This is a genomic window from Pseudomonas sp. IT-347P (genome assembly GCF_949768005.1).
Classification (GTDB): Bacteria; Pseudomonadota; Gammaproteobacteria; order Pseudomonadales; family Pseudomonadaceae; genus Aquipseudomonas.
The window spans coordinates 636,891-655,052 of record NZ_CATKPQ010000055.1; the positions used below are offsets into that span (position 1 = coordinate 636,891).

The 18,162-nt window shown below is 59.7% G+C and carries 16 protein-coding genes; 4 read left to right on the forward strand and 12 right to left on the reverse strand.

From position 1 onward, the window contains the following. Nucleotides 1-62: 62 nt before the first annotated feature. Nucleotides 63-1,028 (reverse strand): 2-oxoglutarate and iron-dependent oxygenase domain-containing protein, encoded by a 966-nt coding sequence (locus tag ACM6IV_RS22345; RefSeq protein ID WP_414871676.1) that lies wholly within the window; start codon nt 1,026-1,028, stop codon nt 63-65. Nucleotides 1,029-1,172: 144 nt separating this feature from the next. After that, entirely contained in the window at nt 1,173-2,246 is a 1,074-nt protein-coding gene (locus tag ACM6IV_RS22350; protein WP_414871677.1) for a BMP family ABC transporter substrate-binding protein, read from the reverse strand. A gap of 288 nt (nt 2,247-2,534) precedes the next feature. On the opposite strand from ACM6IV_RS22350, the gene ACM6IV_RS22355 reads away from it, so the two are divergent. Next, nucleotides 2,535-3,626, forward strand: a complete 1,092-nt coding sequence (locus ACM6IV_RS22355; RefSeq protein WP_414871678.1) for a calcium:proton antiporter — start codon at nt 2,535-2,537, stop codon at nt 3,624-3,626. A gap of 126 nt (nt 3,627-3,752) precedes the next feature. Here the strand turns inward: ACM6IV_RS22355 and ACM6IV_RS22360 are convergent, their stop codons facing one another. The 3 genes from ACM6IV_RS22360 to ACM6IV_RS22370 all read right to left on the reverse strand — a co-directional run bounded on the left by ACM6IV_RS22360 (nt 3,753) and on the right by ACM6IV_RS22370 (nt 6,426). Beyond that, the gene (locus ACM6IV_RS22360; RefSeq protein ID WP_414871679.1) at nt 3,753-5,111 is read right to left on the reverse strand and encodes an 8-oxoguanine deaminase; all 1,359 of its coding nucleotides are present in this window, start codon (nt 5,109-5,111) and stop codon (nt 3,753-3,755) included. Between the two features lie 255 nt (nt 5,112-5,366). After that, the gene (locus tag ACM6IV_RS22365) at nt 5,367-6,053 is read right to left on the reverse strand and encodes an SDR family oxidoreductase (RefSeq protein WP_414871700.1); all 687 of its coding nucleotides are present in this window, start codon (nt 6,051-6,053) and stop codon (nt 5,367-5,369) included. 22 nt (nt 6,054-6,075) lie between these two features. Further along, entirely contained in the window at nt 6,076-6,426 is a 351-nt protein-coding gene (locus ACM6IV_RS22370) for a MerR family transcriptional regulator (protein WP_414871680.1), read from the reverse strand. Nucleotides 6,427-6,509: 83 nt separating this feature from the next. Between ACM6IV_RS22370 and ACM6IV_RS22375 the strand changes: the two genes are divergently transcribed. Then, complete coding sequence (locus tag ACM6IV_RS22375) at nt 6,510-6,989, forward strand: hypothetical protein (protein WP_414871701.1); 480 nt, start codon at nt 6,510-6,512, stop codon at nt 6,987-6,989. Here ACM6IV_RS22375 and ACM6IV_RS22380 read toward each other — a convergent pair. The 7 genes from ACM6IV_RS22380 to ACM6IV_RS22410 form a co-directional block, all read right to left on the reverse strand. Then, nucleotides 6,986-7,912 carry an ABC transporter permease gene (locus ACM6IV_RS22380; RefSeq protein ID WP_414871681.1) on the reverse strand — a complete coding sequence of 309 codons (927 nt, stop codon included), beginning with the start codon at nt 7,910-7,912 and terminating at the stop codon, nt 6,986-6,988. The genes ACM6IV_RS22375 and ACM6IV_RS22380 overlap by 4 nt on opposite strands. Beyond that, entirely contained in the window at nt 7,912-9,018 is a 1,107-nt protein-coding gene (locus ACM6IV_RS22385; protein WP_414871682.1) for an ABC transporter permease, read from the reverse strand. Before ACM6IV_RS22385 ends, ACM6IV_RS22380 begins: the two co-directional genes overlap by 1 nt. 13 nt (nt 9,019-9,031) lie before the next feature. Further along, the gene (locus ACM6IV_RS22390) at nt 9,032-10,579 is read right to left on the reverse strand and encodes an ABC transporter ATP-binding protein (protein WP_414871683.1); all 1,548 of its coding nucleotides are present in this window, start codon (nt 10,577-10,579) and stop codon (nt 9,032-9,034) included. A gap of 575 nt (nt 10,580-11,154) precedes the next feature. After that, the gene (locus tag ACM6IV_RS22395; protein WP_414871684.1) at nt 11,155-11,736 is read right to left on the reverse strand and encodes an IMPACT family protein; all 582 of its coding nucleotides are present in this window, start codon (nt 11,734-11,736) and stop codon (nt 11,155-11,157) included. A gap of 7 nt (nt 11,737-11,743) precedes the next feature. Beyond that, nucleotides 11,744-12,394: a TetR/AcrR family transcriptional regulator gene (locus ACM6IV_RS22400; RefSeq protein WP_414871685.1), complete on the reverse strand. Its 651-nt coding sequence runs from the start codon at nt 12,392-12,394 to the stop codon at nt 11,744-11,746. 88 nt (nt 12,395-12,482) lie between these two features. Beyond that, the gene (locus ACM6IV_RS22405; RefSeq protein WP_414871686.1) at nt 12,483-13,871 is read right to left on the reverse strand and encodes a uracil-xanthine permease family protein; all 1,389 of its coding nucleotides are present in this window, start codon (nt 13,869-13,871) and stop codon (nt 12,483-12,485) included. A gap of 121 nt (nt 13,872-13,992) precedes the next feature. Continuing rightward, nucleotides 13,993-14,913 (reverse strand): LysR family transcriptional regulator, encoded by a 921-nt coding sequence (locus ACM6IV_RS22410; protein WP_414871687.1) that lies wholly within the window; start codon nt 14,911-14,913, stop codon nt 13,993-13,995. A gap of 138 nt (nt 14,914-15,051) precedes the next feature. Between ACM6IV_RS22410 and ACM6IV_RS22415 the strand changes: the two genes are divergently transcribed. Both ACM6IV_RS22415 and ACM6IV_RS22420 read left to right on the forward strand, forming a co-directional pair. Then, a complete protein-coding gene (locus ACM6IV_RS22415; RefSeq protein ID WP_034154752.1) occupies nt 15,052-16,401 on the forward strand; it encodes an aspartate aminotransferase family protein in 1,350 nt (449 codons plus the stop codon). Between the two features lie 76 nt (nt 16,402-16,477). Beyond that, complete coding sequence (locus ACM6IV_RS22420) at nt 16,478-17,971, forward strand: CoA-acylating methylmalonate-semialdehyde dehydrogenase (protein ID WP_103306253.1); 1,494 nt, start codon at nt 16,478-16,480, stop codon at nt 17,969-17,971. Nucleotides 17,972-18,162: the final 191 nt, after the last annotated feature.

The following is an 18,162-nucleotide window of genomic DNA, read 5'->3' on the forward strand; positions in this document are numbered from 1 at the left end:
CAATGACGGCATTCTACAGATGCGCGCCGAAACAATTGGCAAAACCTGACCAAGCGAAACCATCACACGGCTTCCTGCTCGCGGCGATAGGCGTAGGTATCGGCGAAGCGCGACAGCAGGAATTCGGCACAGGTGGTGGTCGGATATTTCGCCGGGTGCTGTGCGTCCTGACAACCCGGCAGGCACTCGATGCGCGTGTCCGGATGCGGCTCGGCGAAGAACGGCATCGAATAGCGATCCACCCCGAGCGGGCTGATCACCCGGTGCGGCGTCGAGCGATAACGGTCGTTGCTCCAGCGCGCCATCATGTCGCCGAGGTTGACCACGAAGGTGCCGTCGATGGGCGGCGCGTCGATCCATTCGCCCTTGACGTTCTTTACTTGCAAGCCACCGGCGCTGTCCTGATACAGCAGGGTGATGCAGCCGTAATCGGTGTGCGCGCCGGCGCCTTGCTGCTCGGCGGAGCTGGCGGTGTGACGCGGTGGATAGTGAATCATGCGCAGGACACTGACCGGATCAACGAAGCGGCTGTCGAAGAAGTCGCGTTCGATGTTCAGCGCGAGGGTCATCGCCCGCAACAAGGTTTGCGCGAGGGCTTGCATGTCGAGGTAGTGCTGCTCCATCAATTCGGCCCATCCGCTTTGCGCGGGATGCCGGTTCGGCCCGCGCAACGGTTTTTCGGCGAGCACGTCGGGATGATTGGCCGGCAGATGCAGGCCCATGTCGAAGGTTTCTTTCAGATCGCTGGGCTTGCTCGGGTCGAGTTGCTCGGTGGCGATCGCACCGTAGCCACGATGGTGACGGGTCTGGGTGATGTCGATCTGGAGTTTTTCTGCAGCGGGCAGAGCAAAAAAACGCTGAGTCTGATCGAGCACGGCGTCGATGCGCTGCGCTGAAATCGGATGACCCTTGATGTAGAAAAAACCCCATTCGCGGCAGGCGTGGTCGATCTGCTCGGCGACGGCGGCCCAAGCGTCTTGGTCAGTGGAGTAGAGCGGGCTGATGTCGATGATCGGAAGCTGATCCATACACAATCCTTGAATACGCTGAGATCCAACTGTGGGAGCGGGCTTGCTCGCGAAGGCGTCGTATCAGTTGAAACATGAGTTGCCTGACACAGCGCTTTCGCGAGCAAGCCCGCTCCCACAGGGTGTTGTGTGGTTAGCAAAAATTTACTTCGGCATCTCGGCCTTCATGCCTTCCACGTAATAGTTCATCGACGCCAGTTGTGCATTGGTCGCGCTTACGCCTGCGGGGATTTTCTCGACCCCGGCCTGATCCTTGATCGGCCCGGTGAACGGCTGCAATGTGCCGCTCTTGATGTCGGCAATGATCTGCTCGGCCTCGGCTTTCACCGGTGCCGGCACCAGGTCGCTGATCGGCAGTTCAACCGTGCCTTCCTTCAAGCCGCCCCAGTAATCCTGAGGTTTCCAGCTGTGGTCGATCACGCTCTGCGTCGCCTGAATATAGTGCGGCGCCCAGTCGTTGACGATCGAAGTCAGCACGGCTTTCGGGCCGAAGTGGGCCATGTCCGAGGCATAACCCACCGCGTACACGCCACGACGTTCGGCGGCTTGAATCGGCGCCGGGCTGTCGGTGTGCTGGAACACCACGTCGACGCCCTGATCGATCAGGGCGTTGGCCGCGTCGGCTTCCTTGCCCGGGTCGAACCAGGAGTTGACCCACACCACTTTGATCTCGGTGCCGGGGTTGTACTTGTTCAAGGCCAGCTGGATGGCGTTGATGTCGCGGATCACTTCCGGGATCGGGAACGAGGCGACGTAACCGATTTTCCTGGTCTTGGTCATCTTCGCCGCGAGGAACCCACCGACATAACGCCCCTCGTAAGTGCGCGCCAGATAGGTGCCGAGGTTCTTGTCCTGTTTGTAGCCGGTGGCATGTTCGAAGGTCACCTTGGGAAACTGCTTGGCAACTTTTACCGTGGGGTTCATGTAGCCGAAAGAGGTGGTGAAGATCAGATCGTACTTGTCCTTGGCCATGTTGCGGATCACCCGCTCGGCGTCGGCACCTTCGGCGACGTTCTCGACGTAATTGGTGGTGATCTGGCTACCGAACTTTTCCGCGAGGGCCTTGCGCCCCTGCTCATGCTGATACGTCCAGCCGTGGTCACCGATCGGGCCGATGTAGACGAAACCGACCTTCAGCGGATCGGCAGCGCTGGCGCTCAGGCTGATTCCCAGACCGATGGCGGCGTACAGCAGTTTGTGCAGCGGACGTATTGGCATGAACCCGAACTCCATTTTGTTGTGTGTGCTCAGGGCCAATGCAAATTGCTGACCAACAGGACAACAAACAATCCAAAACCGAGGCGCGGCCTTCGCGAGCAAGCTCGCTCCCACAGGGGATTGAATTCCAAGGTGGGAGCGAGCCTGCTCGCGAAGAGGCCGGTAAGGCCAATAAAAGGGCACCTGCCGTACTAGCTGCCATTCGCTGGTGCGCTAAGGTGTAACGAAACGTTAGCGCCGCCCCGCAGTCAGTAGCTCATTCGCACTCTTTCGGCAAAAGGCCCGCCCATGCTCACAATCCTCAAGCAAGAAAGCTTTCTGCTGCTGGCAATTCTCGCCGCGTGTGTCGCCTATCCGCTGGAACACTGGCTGCTGCACAGCGGCCAGATCGTCGCGCTGCTCGGCGGTCTGGTGCTGATCGCCTTCATCGTCGCCGCCTCGATGCGCGTCGCCCATCAGGCCGAACTGCTTGCGGAAAAGGTCGGCGATCCCTACGGCACGATGATCCTCACTCTCGCTGCGGTGCTGGTGGAAGTGGTGATTCTCGCGATCATGATGAGCAACGAAGCCTCGGCCACTTTGGTGCGCGACACGATCTATTCGGCGGTGATGCTCGACATCAACGGCATCCTCGGCCTCGCCGCGCTGATGGGCGGGATCAAGCATGGCGAGCAGTCCTACAATGACGATTCGGCGCGCAGCTACAGCGTGATGATCCTCACCGCCATGGGTGTGTCGATGGTGGTGCCGGAGTTTATTCCGGAAGCCAACTGGAAGCTTTATTCGGCGTTCACCATCGGCGCGATGGTGGTGCTGTATGCGCTGTTTCTGCGCATGCAGGTCGGGCCACACAGTTACTTTTTCAGCTACAGCTACCCGGACAAACGCCGCAAGAAAGAACCCATCGAGGAGGAGCCGAAACCGGTCAGCCTGGCGTTGTCGATCGGCATTCTGGTGTGCGGTGTGGTGGTGATCGGCGCTCTGGCCGAAGTGATGTCGAAGACCCTCGATCTGGGCCTGGAAGGTACGGGCGCACCGCCAGTGATCACGGCGATTCTGGTGGCGGCAATTTCTGCCGCGCCGGAGATTCTCACCGCGTTGCGAGCGGCACTGGCCAACCGCATGCAGTCGGTGGTGAACATTGCGATGGGCGCGTCACTGTCGACGGTGATTCTGACGGTGCCGGTGATGGAGGCGATGGCGCTGTACACCGGCCAGCCGTTTCAGATGGCGATGACCCCGGTGCAGACGGTGATGATCTTCATCACGCTGATCGTCAGCGCGATCAACCTGAATGACGGCGAGACCAATGCCATCGAAGGCATGACCCACTTTGTGCTGTTTGCGACCTTTATCATGCTGTCCCTGCTCGGTCTTTAAGAACATCGCAAAAACAGAATGTGGGAGCGGGCTTGCTCGCGAAGGCAGTGTGTCAGGCAGTCCACTACCAACTGACACGACGCTTTCGCGAGCAAGCCCGCTCCCACCGTTTTGAACGGCGGTGGATCAGGTCCCGGCGATCAACTGACGCGCCGCCTGGCTGTGATCGGCGATCAGACCTTTCAAATCCAGTCCTTCAACTTGGCCATCCACCACGCGCCACTGGCCACCAATCATCACCCGGTCCGCACGATCCGCGCCGCACAACAGCAGTGCCGAAATGGGGTCATGGCTGCCCGAGAAGCGCAGCTCATCGAGCTTGAACAACGCCAGATCTGCCTGCTTGCCCACGGCAATCTCACCAATGTCGGTACGCCCCAACAAGCTCGCCGAACCCTTGGTCGCCCAGCCCAACACGCGTTCCGGGGTGATCTTCTCGGCGCCGTAACGCAGACGCTGGATGTACAACGCCTGACGCGCTTCGAGAATCATGTTCGACGCATCGTTGGACGCCGAGCCATCGACGCCCAGACCAAACAACGCACCCGCGTCAGTCAGATCGATGCTTGGGCAGATCCCGGAAGCCAGACGCATGTTCGAACTCGGGCAATGGCAGATACCAGTACCGGCCTGACCGAGGCGGGCGATTTCGTCCGGGTTGAAATGGATGCCGTGGGCCAGCCAGGTGCGAGGGCCGAGCCAGCCGACGCTGTCGAGGTAATCGACGGTGCGCAGACCGAAACGCTGCAGGCAGAAATCTTCTTCATCGAGGGTCTCGGCCAGGTGCGTGTGCAGACGCACGTCAAGCTTGTTCGCCAGTTCAGCGCTGGCCGACATGATTTCCGGGGTTACCGAGAACGGCGAGCACGGCGCCAGCGCGATCTGGATCTGCGCGCCATCGCCGCGTTCGTGGTATTCGTGAATCAGGCGCTGACTGTCGTCGAGAATCACCTGACCTTCTTGCACGGTCTGCTGCGGTGGCAGGCCGCCGTCCTTCTCGCCGAGGCTCATCGAACCGCGAGTGAGCATGGCGCGCATGCCCAGTTCACGCACGGTTTCGACTTGCACGTCGATAGCGTTTTCCAGGCCATCCGGGAACAGGTAGTGATGGTCGGCGGCGGTGGTGCAACCGGACAGCAGCAACTCGGCCAACGCCACTTTGGTCGCGAGTGCGAGTTTTTCCGGCGTCAGGCGCGCCCACACCGGATACAGGGTTTTCAGCCACGGGAACAACGGCTGATTGACCACCGGCGCCCAGGCGCGGGTCAGGGTCTGATAGAAGTGATGGTGGGTGTTGATCAGGCCCGGCAGGATCACATGTTCGCGGGCGTCGAACACTTCATTGCACGGCAGCGACGGCTGTTGGCCGGACGCGAGAACTTCGACGATGATGCCGTCTTGCACCACCAGACCGCCACGGGCATCGAGCTCGTTGGAGGTAAAAATGGCGAGGGGATTTTTTAACCAGGTACGGGTCGCGGGCATGTTGCCGGCTCCTCTGAAAATGGGGTTCAGGGTTGCCAGCTCAGTGATGCCCTGTCTGCTGATCCAGGGTCGCCGCGAAGGACGAGGTGCGCAGTTTCAAACAAATTGCCACGCCGGGCAAGCCCAACCCGACCAGACAACCCGGTCCCGTGTAGGAGTGAGCCTGCTCGCGATAGCGGTGTATCAGGCAACATTTTTGCTGAATGACACACCGCTATCGCGAGCAGGCTCACTCCTACATGGGGATTTGTGGGATTACCAGGGAATCGTTTCGCCCTTGTAGTTGATGAAGTGATGCCCGCCCTTGCCGGTGTACGCATTCACCTGATCAACCAGGCCACGGGTGCTGGTTTCCACATCCAAGTCAGCACCTTCACCGCCCATGTCGGTCTTCACCCAGCCTGGATGCAGCGACAGCACCGTCAACTTCTGCTCACCCAATTGCGTGACAAAGCTGTTGGTCATCGAATTCAGCGCAGCCTTGCTCGCCTTGTACAGCGCCAGCTCCGGCGCGTCCGGCATGGTCACGCTGCCAAGCACTGAACTCATGAACGCCAGCACACCGCTGCCATTACGAATCTGCCCGACAAAGCGTTGTGCCAGATTGATCGGCGCCACCGCGTTGGTGAAAAACAGCTGACCGACTTCGGCCAGTGTCGCGCCGCCCGGCGTCTGATCTGCCGGACCTTTGACCCCGGCGTTGACGAACAGCAGGTCAAACGTTTCGCCCTTGAGTTGTTGGCTCAGGGCGATCACCGCTTGCTGGTCGTCCATGTCGAGCTTCTCGATCCGCACTTTGCCCAGCGCTTGCAGCGCCTCGGCGTTTTGCGGGTTGCGCACGGTGGCGGTGACTTGCCAGCCGTCGGCCAGCAGGGTTTTCACCAGACCGAGGCCCAGGCCCCGGGAGGCGCCGATGATCAGTGCGTTTTTTGCAGACATGATGGGCTTCCTTGATGAATGAGGATCATGGATTCAATGGACAGGCCTGACCGAGGCGAAGTTGCAACTCCTGCCGCAACGCATCGAGTTCGCGCATGCGGGTTTCGATCAGTTGCAGTTTGTCGCGCAGCAACTGCGCCACGGCGTTGTCCGGTTTGGGGGCGTTCCACAGTGCGGCAACGCTGTCACTGATCTCGCCGAGGGTAAAGCCCAGGCGTTGCGCCGTTTTGATATAGAGCACCAGTTGCACCATCTCCGGTGGATAGTCGCGGTAACCGTTGGCACTGCGTTGCGCGGCAATCAACCCGCGCTGCTCGTAGAAACGCAGGGTGTCACGGCTGACGGCGCTGGCCTGGGCTAATTCTCCGATGCGCATGGCGGGTCTCAAAAAGGCTATTGACCCTGGAGCATACTCCAGGCTTTACCGTGGTGGCTCCCTGAATTTCTGGAGCAAGAATGATGTGGACTTCAACGCAGTATCGCAACGTGGTGCGTGGCAGCGCCTGGTATGACCTGATCGTCACGGCGGCGTTTGTCACGCCGTGGAGTTTTGTTGTTTTGCATGGATTTTTGACCGCGCTGAATTTGCCCGGCGATCTGCCGGCGTTCCAGCCTGTGCATATGTTGATGGCGAATCTGCTGGGTTCGGTGGTGTGCGTGTGGGCGGTGCTGCGGATTCGTGATCCGCAGGCGCTTTATGGGAGGTATGACGCGGTGGGGCGGTTTTTGTTTGCGGCTTGGATGGCGTATGCCTTGTTGCACGGTGCCAGTTCGATTCTGACTGTTTTCCTGGTCTTCGAACTGGCGTGGGGCATTGCTCAGGTGTTGCCTGTGCGGACGCCTTCGCGAGCAAGCTCGCTCCCACAGTTGACCGAGTTCACTCATATCCCCTGTGGGAGCGAGCTTGCTCGCGAAGAGGCCAGTAAATTCACCTCTTAATGCCCCGCCTGCCAAGGCTGCCCCAACGACACCGGTGCATACAACCGCGTACGCAGCGCATCCCGCGACAACAACACCAGCACCACAATCGTCGCGACGTACGGCAGCATCGCCAGCAGACTCGACGGAATCGCCAGCCCCAACCCCTGCGCTACCAAATGCAGGATGCTGGCGAGGCCGAACAAATAAGCCCCGAGCAACAACCGCCAGACCCGCCAACTGGCAAACACCACCAGCGCCAACGCGATCCAGCCGCGCCCGGCGGTCATGTTTTCCGCCCACATCGGCGTGTACGCCAGCGACAGATACGCCCCTGCCAACCCGGCCATCGCCCCGCCAAACAGCACCGCCAGCGTGCGCACGGTCAACACCGGCAAACCCATCGCACTGGCCGCATCCGGGTTCTCGCCGACTGCCTGAATGATCAGCCCGACGCGACTTTTGATGATCACCCACGCCACCAGCGCAAACAGCGCGAACGACAGATACACCAGCAGATCCTGGGCAAACAGCATTCGCCCGATCAGCGGGATCTCGCTCAAGTAAGGAATCGCCACCGGCTCAAAACCGGCCAGCGGTTTACCGACCCAAGCCGCCCCTACAAAAGTCGACAGCCCGACACCAAAAATCGTCAGCGCCAACCCGGTCGCCACCTGATTGGCGTTGAACACCAACGCCACCAGCGCAAACAGTGACGACAGCAACATCCCGGCAAGCATCGCCAGCAACACGCCAAGCCACAGGTTGCCGCTGTTCAGCGCGACGATAAAACCGATCACCGCGCCGAACAGCATCATCCCTTCCTGCCCGAGGTTGAGCACACCGCTCTTTTCGCAGATCAGTTCCCCCAGCGCCACCAGCAACAGCGGCGTGCCGCAACGCACCATGGCGTAGAAAATATTGCTCAACAGATCGATATCCATCACAGCGCTCCGGCGGTTACGGCGGTGGTCGACGTGCGCTTTACCCAGCGCAGGTTCAGGCGTGGCCGATAGAGGATCAGCACGTCACAGGCGAGCAGGAAAAACAGCATCATTCCCTGAAACAACTGGGTGATTGCTTGTGGCAGATTCAAGGCCATTTGCGCGCTCTCGCCACCGATGTACAGCAGCGCCATCAGCAGACTGGAAAAAAGAATCCCGATGGGATTGAGTCGCCCGAGAAACGCCACGGTAATCGCCGCATAGCCATACCCCGGAGAAACCTGCGGCACCAATTGGCCAATCGGCCCGGTGACTTCGCAGACGCCCGCAAGCCCGGCCAAGCCGCCGCTGATCAGCAGCGCCAGCCAGATCAGCCGCTTCTCGCGAAAGCCGACAAACCCTGCGGCACGCTTGTCCAGCCCAAGCACCTTGATCTGGAAACCGACAAAGCTTTTCTGCAACAACACCCACACCGCGACCAGTGCAAGCAGGGCGAAATACACCCCGGCGTGCACGCGGCCATCCTCCATCAACAACGGCAAACGACTGGCGTCGCCGAACATCGCCGATTCGGGAAAGTTGAACCCGGCCGGATCTTTCAGCGGCCCGTGCACGCAGAACAGCAAAAGGTTCAGCGCGATGTAATTGAGCATGATGCTGGTGAGAATTTCGTTGGCGTTGAAGCGTGTGCGCAACCACGCGGTCAGCCCGGCCCATGCCGCGCCGGCGAGGGTGCCGGTCAGCAAAATCAGCACCAGCGCCCAACGACTTTGCAGGTCGATGATGTTGACCGCCAGAGCACTGCCGGCGAGGGCACCGAGGAGCAATTGACCTTCGGCGCCGATGTTCCAGATCCGCGCCTGATACGCCACCGCCAGCCCCAGCGCACAAAGCAGAATCGGCAGCGCTTTGACCAGCAATTCGGAGACGCCATACAAATCGCTGACCGGCGCGATCAGCAGCGTGTGCAAGGTTTGCAGCGGGTCATGGCCAAGGGCGATAAACAGCAGCGAGCCGCAACCAAGCGTCAGCGCTGCCGCCAGTAACGGCGAGCACCACAGCATCAAGCGCGATTGCTGGCCACGGGGTTCGAGGGAAAGCAGCATGTGGAAAACTCCGTTAAACCGTGGCGGCTGAAGGTGAATGATCGAACTGGCCGGCCATCCAGCCGCCGACGTCGCTGAGCTGTGTGTCGGTGGTGTTGTGCAGCGCCGACAGACGCCCACCACACAACGCACCGAGGCGATCGCTGATCTGGAACAGTTCGTCGAGGTCTTCGGAAATCACCAGAATCGCCGCGCCGGAATCGCGCAATGCGATCAATGCGCGGTGGATAGTCGCGGCGGCGCCGACGTCGACGCCCCAGGTCGGGTGCGCGGCGATCAGCAGTTTCGGTTGCTGAAGGATTTCCCGGCCGAGGATGAATTTCTGCAGGTTGCCGCCGGACAAACTGCGTGCGGCGGTTTGCGTGTCTGGCGTTTTCACGCCGAAGCGCTGGATGATCTGTTGCGCGAGGGCTTCGACTTTGTTGCGAACGATCAAGCCGTTGCTGACCAGGCCTTGTTGAAAAGCGGTGAGCAGCGCGTTATCGGCCAGACTCAATTCCGGCACCGCGCCGTGACCGAGACGCTCTGCGGGCACGAATGCCAGACCCAGTTTGCGCCGCGCATCCGGGCGCAAATCCGCGACGTGTTGCTCAGCGAAGCGAATGGTCGCGACCTCCGCTCGAGGCAAGGTTCGTTCGCCACTGAGCAGGGCGAGCAACTCATCCTGACCATTGCCCGCGACTCCGGCAATGCCGACGATTTCGCCACTGCGCACCGCTATGTTGATGTCAGTCAGCGAACAGCCGAATGGATCCGGGTTGTGCCAACTCAATCCGCTCACCCGCAAAAACGCCGCGCCGCCGCTGACCTTCGGATAGTCGCCAATCAATGCCGCCGCTTCGCCCACCATCATCTGCGCCAATTGCTGATCCGAGCACTCCGCCGGCCGACAATGCCCGGCCACGCGCCCACTGCGCAGAACCGTCGCGCTATGACACAGCGCGCGCACTTCACCCAGTTTGTGGCTGATAAACAGAATGCTGCAGCCTTCGGCGGCGAGGCGGCGCAGGGTGATGAACAATTCGTCGGCCTCCTGCGGTGTCAGCACTGAGGTCGGCTCGTCGAGGATCAGCAGACGGATGTCCTGCATCAGGCAGCGAATGATCTCCACCCGTTGCCGCTCGCCGATCGACAGGCTGTGGACAAGTCGCTCCGGCTCCAGCGCCATGCCATAACGGCGCGACACTTCACGAATCTTCGGTTCCAGTTGTTTCGGCGTGCCCGCGGCAGCGCCCATCGCCAAAGCAATGTTCTGCGCCACGCTGAGGGTCTCGAACAGCGAGAAATGCTGGAACACCATGCCGATCCCCAACTGCCGCGCCTGCGCCGGGTTGCGGATATTCACCGGCTGCCCCTGCCAGAGCATCTCGCCGGCATCGGCCTGCGTGACGCCGTAGATGATCTTCATCAAGGTACTTTTGCCGGCACCGTTTTCACCGAGCAGTGCATGGATTTCGCCCGGCGCGATATTCAGATCGATGGCGTCATTGGCCAGACAACCGGGGTAGCGTTTGCTGATATGGCGCAATTGCAGACGCGGGATGGGAGGAGTGATGGGCATGACAGGCTCGACTTGCTTGAAGTTGTGCCTGTGGATAAAGCAATTTCCTGGCCATTGAGTCAGGAACGCGAGCGGGCCGGGCGTGCGAGTACTCGGCGCAGAGCATTCAAAGTGTAATCGTCCTGTTGCCGGCACCAATTCAGAGCAAAGCCGTTGATCGGGCGCCAGTTTTGCTCGTGACGATCTGATCAAAAAACGAGCAATCGCTCGTGGGCTAGATGGATCCAGCGACTGCGCCAGCCATGAACGGGTTATCCACAGCTTGTTCCACAGTTATTGTGCGCAAGCTGTACACCCGGGCATAAGCATTGCGGTGCTTTCTTCTAATGGTGATAAACAGGGCTAACTGACTGTTTCTGCTTGAAAATTTCTTTTCGTCGGGTCAATTGAACGAAAAGTGAGCAAACCGCGCAAAGCCACGTGACAGAAGGGTTACAGCGGAATGTACTCAGGTTATCCACAGTCGGGTGCACAGCAGATGTGGGCAAGTGTGTGGAATAAGAAAAATCACGTTCGCCCCAAAACATCGCAACTACCGAAGGAGCTGCCGAAGGCTGCGATCTTTTGATCTTGCTTCAGCGCTGCAACAAAATCCGCCCCCGACTCAGATCCGCCAACTGCCCCTGCAGTAGCGCAATCTGCGCCTCACCTACCGCCAACTTCAACTCAACCCCGTTCGCCGTGAAGTTTTCCTCCACCACCAGCCCACCCAGATCCGCCACGCGTAATTTGACCAACGCCAACTCGGCAAACCCGCAGGCACAACTCAGCGGCACCCGGCTGATCAACTCAACCTTGGCCGCCCCCTGCAAGCACTTGTTCGCGCCACCGCCATACGCCCGGGCCAATCCCCCAGTGCCGAGTTGAATGCCGCCGTACCAACGGATCACTAACACCGCGACCTGATCGCAATCCTGCGCTTCAATCGCCGCGAGAATCGGTCGCCCGGCGGTGCCGCCCGGTTCGCCATCGTCACTGCTGCGGTATTGATCGCCGAGTTTCCACGCCCAGCAATTGTGCGAGGCGTTCAGATCGCTGTGCTGTTCAAAAAATGCCTGCGCCTCGGCAGGGCTGCCGATCGGCGTGGCAAAGGTGATAAAGCGGCTTTTGCGAATCTCTTCGCGGTACTCGCAAAAACCGCTGAGGGTGAAAGGCATAAACGTCTTATAGAGGAGGAGTGAGGCCGCAGCCTTTGAGAATGATGCGGATCAGGTTGTTGCCAGCGTCTTCCATGTCCTGCTTGGTCAACTTGCTGCGACCGCTGACGCGGCAGATCTGCGTGGCGAAGTCAGCGTAATGCTGGGTGCTGCCCCACAACAGGAAGATCAGGTGCACCGGATCGACCGGGTCCATTTTGCCCGCATCGATCCACGCCTGAAACACCGCCGCGCGGCCGGTGAACCAGGTGCGGTAATCCTGATTGAAATATTCGCTCAGGCATTCGCCACCGCTGATTACTTCCATCGCAAAGATCCGCGAGGCCTGAGGCTGACGACGGGAGAATTCCATCTTGGCGCGAATATAGCGGGTCAGCGCTTCGGCCGGGTCGTCCTCAGCCGTGAGGGTGTTGAAGGTGCTGTCCCACAACTCGATGATGTTGCTCAGCACCGCCACGTACAACCCAAGCTTGTTGGTGAAGTAGTAATGCAGGTTCGCCTTGGGCAACCCGGCCTTCTGCGCGATGGTGTTCATGCTGGTGCCTTTGTACCCGTGACGGGCGAATTCGTCTTCGGCGGCTTTGAGGATGGTCTCTTCGTTCTTCTGACGAATGCGGCTGGCGGGTTTGCCGCCATGGGCTGGGACTTCAAAGGTCATAGGCACTTCCGGGTTTGTCTGTGGGTGCAACCAGTTGCGTTGATAGCGCACCCACAGGCATCCGACAAGTCCTTGCGCGATAAAACCGTTACGCCTGTTCGATCTTGTTCAGCGACGCTTGCGCTTCAGCGGCCTCGGTTTTCGACTCCGGCAGCAACAGACACAGGATGATTGCCGTCAACCCGCCGCTGGTGATCGCCGAATCAAACAGGTTCTGCACCAGTTTCGGCAGCAGGTGCAGCAGATTCGGTTGCGCGGCAATGCCCAGGCCGACGCCGAACGAGGTGGCGATGATCAACATGCTGCGTCGATCCAGCGGCGACTGCGCGAGGATACGCACGCCGGCAGCGGCCACCGCACCAAACATCACCAACGTCGCGCCGCCGAGCACTGGTTTGGGAATCTGTTGCAGCACTGCGCCGATCATCGGGAACAGGCCGAGACAAAACAGAATCGCGCCGATGTAGAGGCCGACGTAGCGGCTGGCGACGCCGGTCAACTGGATCACGCCGTTGTTCTGCGCGAACGTGGTGTTGGGGAAAGCGCTGAAGGTCGCGGCGATCATGCAACTGACGCCGTCACCCAGCACGCCACCGCGCAAGCGGCTTATATAAGAAGGGCCGCTGATCGGCTGCCGGGCGAGCATGCAGTTGGCGGTAAGGTCGCCGACGGTTTCGAGGGTGCTGATCAGATAAATCAGCGCGACCGGCAGGAAAGCCGTCCAGTCGAAGCTGAAGCCAAACTTGAACGGTGTAGGAAAACTCACCAGCGGCAAGTCAGGCAATGGCTGCGGTACTAGTTTCCCGCTGAACCAGGCGGCCAGACTGCCGAACACCAGACCGATGATGATTGCCGACAAGCGCACCCACGGCGTGTTCGAACGGTTGAGCAGAATGATCGTCAGCAACACAAACACACCCAGCGCCAGATTGCCCGGCGCACCGAAGTCCGGGGCATTGAAACCACCGCCCAGATCGGTGATGCCGACCTTGATCAGACTGATGCCGATCAGCGTAATCACGATGCCGGTTACCAGCGGCGTGACCACGCGACGCAATTGACCGATGAAGCGGCTGAGGACGATCTGCACGATGGCGCCAAAAAAGCACACACCGAAGATCATCGCCAGAATGTCTTCCGGGCTGCCGCCACGTTGCTTGACCAGAAACCCAGCCGACAGCACCGCACCGAGAAAAGCAAAACTGGTGCCTTGCAGACAAATCATTCCTGCGCCAATCCCGAACGGCCGCCGCGCCTGAATGAAAGTGCCGACGCCCGAGACCATCAGGGCCATGCTGATCAGATACGGTAAATGCGCGGTCAGCCCGAGGGCCGAGCCGATCACCAAGGGCGGAGTGATGATGCCGACGAAACTGGCGAGCACATGTTGCAGCGCGGCAAGAATTGCAGCGGCGGGTTTGGGGCGGTCGTTGAGGCCGTAGATCAGGTCGCTGGACGGTGCGGAATCTGGCTGCATGGCTTAAGGCTTCTTGTTCAAGGATCGGGGTTGATCCTGCATTGCAAAAAGCTGTCCACTTGCTCAGGTTATTTATCGAAGTTGTCGCCAAGACCCAAGGCTGGCGGGCCTTGGAGGATTTTCAGCGCGTCGCCGCCAGACTCTCCAGAAAGCTTTCCAGCACCAAATGAGGGCGCCGGCCCTTGCGCGTGACCGATGCGAGGCTCAGGTCATAAAAACGGCTTTGCGATTTCAGCGCACGCAAGCGACCTTGCTGTACCCAGAGGCTGGCGTAGTGATCCGGCAGATAACCGATGTAACGTCCGGTCAAAATCAGAAACGCCATGCCTTCACGATCGGAGGCACTGGCCGTGCAATTAAGCGCCTGGTAATGCGCCTGAATATCCGCCGGCAAACGAAAGGTCGGGGCAATCGCGTCCTGGCTGTTAAGGCGTTCGTCATCGAGTTGTTTGTCATCGACATAAAACAGCGGATGACCCACCGCGCAGTAAAGCAGCGAGCGCTCGCTGTACAGCGGTTGATATTCGAGTCCCGACAAGGCACTGGCCTGCGGCACCACGCCAACATGCAGGCGCCCATCGAGCACGCCTTGCTCGACTTCATTGGGCGCAATCATGCGGATCTGAATCTGCACATCCGGCCCGCGTTCCTTCAACTGGGCCAAGGCGTGAGTGATGCGCATATGGGGCAGGGTGACGAGGTTGTCGGTCAGGCCGATGATCAGTTCGCCGCGCAAATGCTGGTGCAGACCGTTGACCTCAGTGCGAAAACTTTCCAGCGCACTTAATAGCTGCAACGCCGACTGGTACACCTCACGACCTTCTTCGGTCAGCGAAAACCCCGCGCGACCACGTTGGCATAAACGCAAACCGAGGCGCTGTTCCAGATCGCTCATCTGTTGGCTGATCGCCGAACGGCCGATACCGAGTACGGTTTCCGCTGCCGAGAAGCCGCCGCATTCCACCACGCTGCGAAAAATCCGCAGCAGGCGAATATCAAAGTCACTGACCTGGGCCAGCGGATCGGGACGGCGACTGCTCATCTTATTGTGCTCATTGTTTAGCGGAGTTCTAACTGAAGGTTAGAAGAGTTGAATTTCACCGACTTTATCCGCGTGGCAATTTAGCTGCAACAACGCTTTCTATCTCCCTGACGCTTATGCCCTGCGAGGTTTTGCCCGATGAACATGCCTGAAAACGCGCCGTCGCCACTGGCCAGCCAACTGAAGCTGGACGCGCACTGGATGCCATACACCGCCAACCGTAACTTCCAGCGCGACCCGCGTCTGATCGTTGGCGCCGAAGGCAGCTGGTTGATCGACGACAAGGGCCGTCGGGTATACGACTCGCTGTCCGGTCTGTGGACCTGCGGCGCCGGTCACACGCGTAAGGAAATCCAGGAAGCAGTCTCCAAGCAGTTGGGCACCCTCGATTACTCGCCGGGCTTCCAGTACGGCCACCCATTGTCGTTCCAGTTGGCTGAAAAAATCACCGAGCTGACCCCGGGCAATCTGAACCATGTGTTCTTCACCGACTCCGGTTCCGAGTGCGCTGACACCGCAGTGAAAATGGTCCGTGCCTACTGGCGCCTGAAAGGTCAGTCGACCAAAACCAAAATGATCGGTCGTGCCCGTGGTTACCACGGCGTGAACATTGCCGGCACCAGCCTTGGCGGGGTCAACGGCAACCGCAAGCTGTTTGGCCAGGCGATGATGGACGTCGATCACCTGCCGCACACCTTGCTGGCCAGCAACGCGTTCTCTCGTGGCATGCCGGAGCAGGGCGGTATCGCTTTGGCCGATGAGCTGCTGAAGCTGATCGAACTGCACGATGCCTCGAACATCGCCGCCGTATTCGTCGAGCCAATGGCCGGTTCCGCTGGCGTACTGGTGCCGCCCCAGGGCTACCTGAAACGTCTGCGCGAGATCTGCGATCAGCACAGCATCCTGCTGGTGTTCGACGAAGTGATCACCGGTTTCGGCCGTACCGGCAACATGTTCGGCGCCGACACCTTTGGCGTGACTCCAGATCTGATGTGCATCGCCAAGCAAGTCACCAACGGTGCGATCCCGATGGGTGCGGTGATTGCCAGCTCCGAGATCTACCAGACCTTCATGAATCAGCCGACGCCGGAATACGCCGTGGAATTCCCGCACGGCTACACCTACTCGGCACACCCGGTGGCCTGCGCCGCTGGCCTGGCAGCACTCGACCTGCTGCAAAAGGAAAACCTGGTACAGAGCGTTGCCGAAGTCGCCCCGCATTTTGAAAACGCGCTGCACGGTCTGAAAGGTTCGAAGAACGTGATCGACATCCGTAATTTCGGTCTGGCCGGTGCGATCCAGATTGCCCCGCGTGATGGCGACGCCATCGTGCGTCCGTTCGAGGCGGGTATGGCCCTGTGGAAAGCCGGGTTCTACGTGCGCTTTGGCGGCGACACCCTGCAGTTTGGCCCAACCTTCAACAGCAAGCCGCAAGACCTTGATCGTCTGTTCGACGCGGTCGGCGAAGTGCTGAACAAGCTCGACTGATTTTTCCTTCTATATAGCTATGCAAATAGCAGGCGCCTGTTGCGGGCGTCTGTGCACAAGAATTCAGGAGTTTTCGATGAGCGTTATCCCGCATTTGATCAATGGCGAACTGGTGACCGAGAACGGTCGCGCGGTTGATGTGTTCAACCCGTCTACCGGTCAGGCTATCCACAAGCTGCCACTGGCCAGCCAGGCCACCATCCAGAAAGCCATTGATGCCGCCAAAGCAGCGTTCCCAGCCTGGCGCAACACCCCGCCGGCGAAACGTGCCCAGGTGATGTTTCGTTTCAAGCAACTGCTGGAACAGAACGAAGCGCGTATCTCGCAATTGATCAGCGAAGAACACGGCAAGACCCTCGAAGATGCCGCCGGTGAATTGAAGCGCGGTATCGAGAACGTCGAGTTCGCCTGCGCTGCGCCGGAAATCCTCAAGGGCGAGTACAGCCGCAACGTTGGCCCGAACATCGACGCATGGTCGGACTTCCAGCCGCTGGGCATCGTTGCCGGTATCACCCCGTTCAACTTCCCGGCCATGGTGCCGCTGTGGATGTATCCGTTGGCGATCGTCTGCGGCAACTGCTTTATCCTCAAACCGTCCGAGCGTGATCCAAGCTCCACCCTGCTGATCGCTCAACTGCTGCTGGAAGCTGGTTTGCCGAAAGGCGTGATGAGCGTGGTGCACGGTGACAAGACCGCAGTGGATGCGCTGATCGAAGCACCAGAAGTCAAAGCGCTGAGCTTCGTCGGTTCGACGCCGATTGCTGAATACATTTACGCCGAAGGCACCAAGCGCGGCAAACGCGTGCAGGCACTGGGCGGCGCGAAGAACCACGCCGTGCTGATGCCGGATGCCGATCTGGACAACGCGGTGAGCGCACTGATGGGCGCGGCTTACGGTTCGTGCGGCGAGCGCTGCATGGCTATCTCGGTTGCCGTGTGTGTGGGTGACCAGGTCGCGGATGCGCTGGTGGCCAAACTGGTTCCACAGATCAAGGCGCTGAAAATCGGTGCCGGCACCTCGTGTGGTCTGGACATGGGTCCACTGGTGACCGGGCAGGCGCGTGACAAAGTCAGCGGTTATGTTGATGACGGCGTGGCAGCGGGCGCGACCTTGGTGGTCGACGGTCGTGGGCTGAGCGTGGCCGGTCATGAAGAAGGCTTCTTCCTTGGCGGCTGCCTGTTCGACAACGTCACTCCTGAGATGCGCATCTATAAAGAAGAGATCTTCGGGCCGGTGCTGTGCGTGGTTCGCGTGAACAGCCTGGAAGAGGCGATGCAACTGATCAACGATCACGAATACGGCAACGGCACCTGCATCTTCACCCGTGACGGTGAAGCGGCGCGTCTGTTCTGCGACGAGATCGAAGTCGGCATGGTTGGCGTCAACGTGCCGCTGCCGGTGCCGGTGGCTTATCACAGCTTCGGCGGTTGGAAGCGTTCGCTGTTTGGCGACCTGCATGCTTATGGTCCGGACGGTGTGCGCTTCTACACCCGTCGCAAGGCGATCACTCAGCGCTGGCCACAACGTGCGAGCCATGAGGCGTCGCAGTTCGCATTCCCTAGCTTGTAAATAGAAGGACGGTGCAACGAAGGCCGCCCTCTGGGGCGGCCTTCATGTTTTCGAGGGTTTTTGACCGATGTGACAGAATTATGAAAATAGGTGTTGACGGCAGATTTCAGATGTCTATAATTCGCCCCACTTCCGGCGCGGTCGAAACGGAAAACTCCTTGAGATTCAATGAGTTACGTAGGTTTCGATAA

What these genes read in the sequence shown, in the direction of transcription:
- ACM6IV_RS22360 (WP_414871679.1), bottom strand. Translation starts at nt 5,111, where the DNA reads ATGCCCGCGACCCGTACCTGGTTAAAAAATCCCCTCGCCATTTTTACC.
- ACM6IV_RS22390 (WP_414871683.1), bottom strand. Translation starts at nt 10,579, where the DNA reads ATGCCCATCACTCCTCCCATCCCGCGTCTGCAATTGCGCCATATCAGC.
- ACM6IV_RS22375 (WP_414871701.1), top strand. Translation starts at nt 6,510, where the DNA reads ATGTGGACTTCAACGCAGTATCGCAACGTGGTGCGTGGCAGCGCCTGG.
- ACM6IV_RS22350 (WP_414871677.1), bottom strand. Translation starts at nt 2,246, where the DNA reads ATGCCAATACGTCCGCTGCACAAACTGCTGTACGCCGCCATCGGTCTG.
- ACM6IV_RS22395 (WP_414871684.1), bottom strand. Translation starts at nt 11,736, where the DNA reads ATGCCTTTCACCCTCAGCGGTTTTTGCGAGTACCGCGAAGAGATTCGC.
- ACM6IV_RS22420 (WP_103306253.1), top strand. Translation starts at nt 16,478, where the DNA reads ATGAGCGTTATCCCGCATTTGATCAATGGCGAACTGGTGACCGAGAAC.
- ACM6IV_RS22405 (WP_414871686.1), bottom strand. Translation starts at nt 13,871, where the DNA reads ATGCAGCCAGATTCCGCACCGTCCAGCGACCTGATCTACGGCCTCAAC.
- ACM6IV_RS22410 (WP_414871687.1), bottom strand. Translation starts at nt 14,913, where the DNA reads ATGAGCAGTCGCCGTCCCGATCCGCTGGCCCAGGTCAGTGACTTTGAT.
- ACM6IV_RS22400 (WP_414871685.1), bottom strand. Translation starts at nt 12,394, where the DNA reads ATGACCTTTGAAGTCCCAGCCCATGGCGGCAAACCCGCCAGCCGCATT.
- ACM6IV_RS22415 (WP_034154752.1), top strand. Translation starts at nt 15,052, where the DNA reads ATGAACATGCCTGAAAACGCGCCGTCGCCACTGGCCAGCCAACTGAAG.
- ACM6IV_RS22370 (WP_414871680.1), bottom strand. Translation starts at nt 6,426, where the DNA reads ATGCGCATCGGAGAATTAGCCCAGGCCAGCGCCGTCAGCCGTGACACC.
- ACM6IV_RS22345 (WP_414871676.1), bottom strand. Translation starts at nt 1,028, where the DNA reads ATGGATCAGCTTCCGATCATCGACATCAGCCCGCTCTACTCCACTGAC.
- ACM6IV_RS22380 (WP_414871681.1), bottom strand. Translation starts at nt 7,912, where the DNA reads ATGGATATCGATCTGTTGAGCAATATTTTCTACGCCATGGTGCGTTGC.
- ACM6IV_RS22355 (WP_414871678.1), top strand. Translation starts at nt 2,535, where the DNA reads ATGCTCACAATCCTCAAGCAAGAAAGCTTTCTGCTGCTGGCAATTCTC.
- ACM6IV_RS22385 (WP_414871682.1), bottom strand. Translation starts at nt 9,018, where the DNA reads ATGCTGCTTTCCCTCGAACCCCGTGGCCAGCAATCGCGCTTGATGCTG.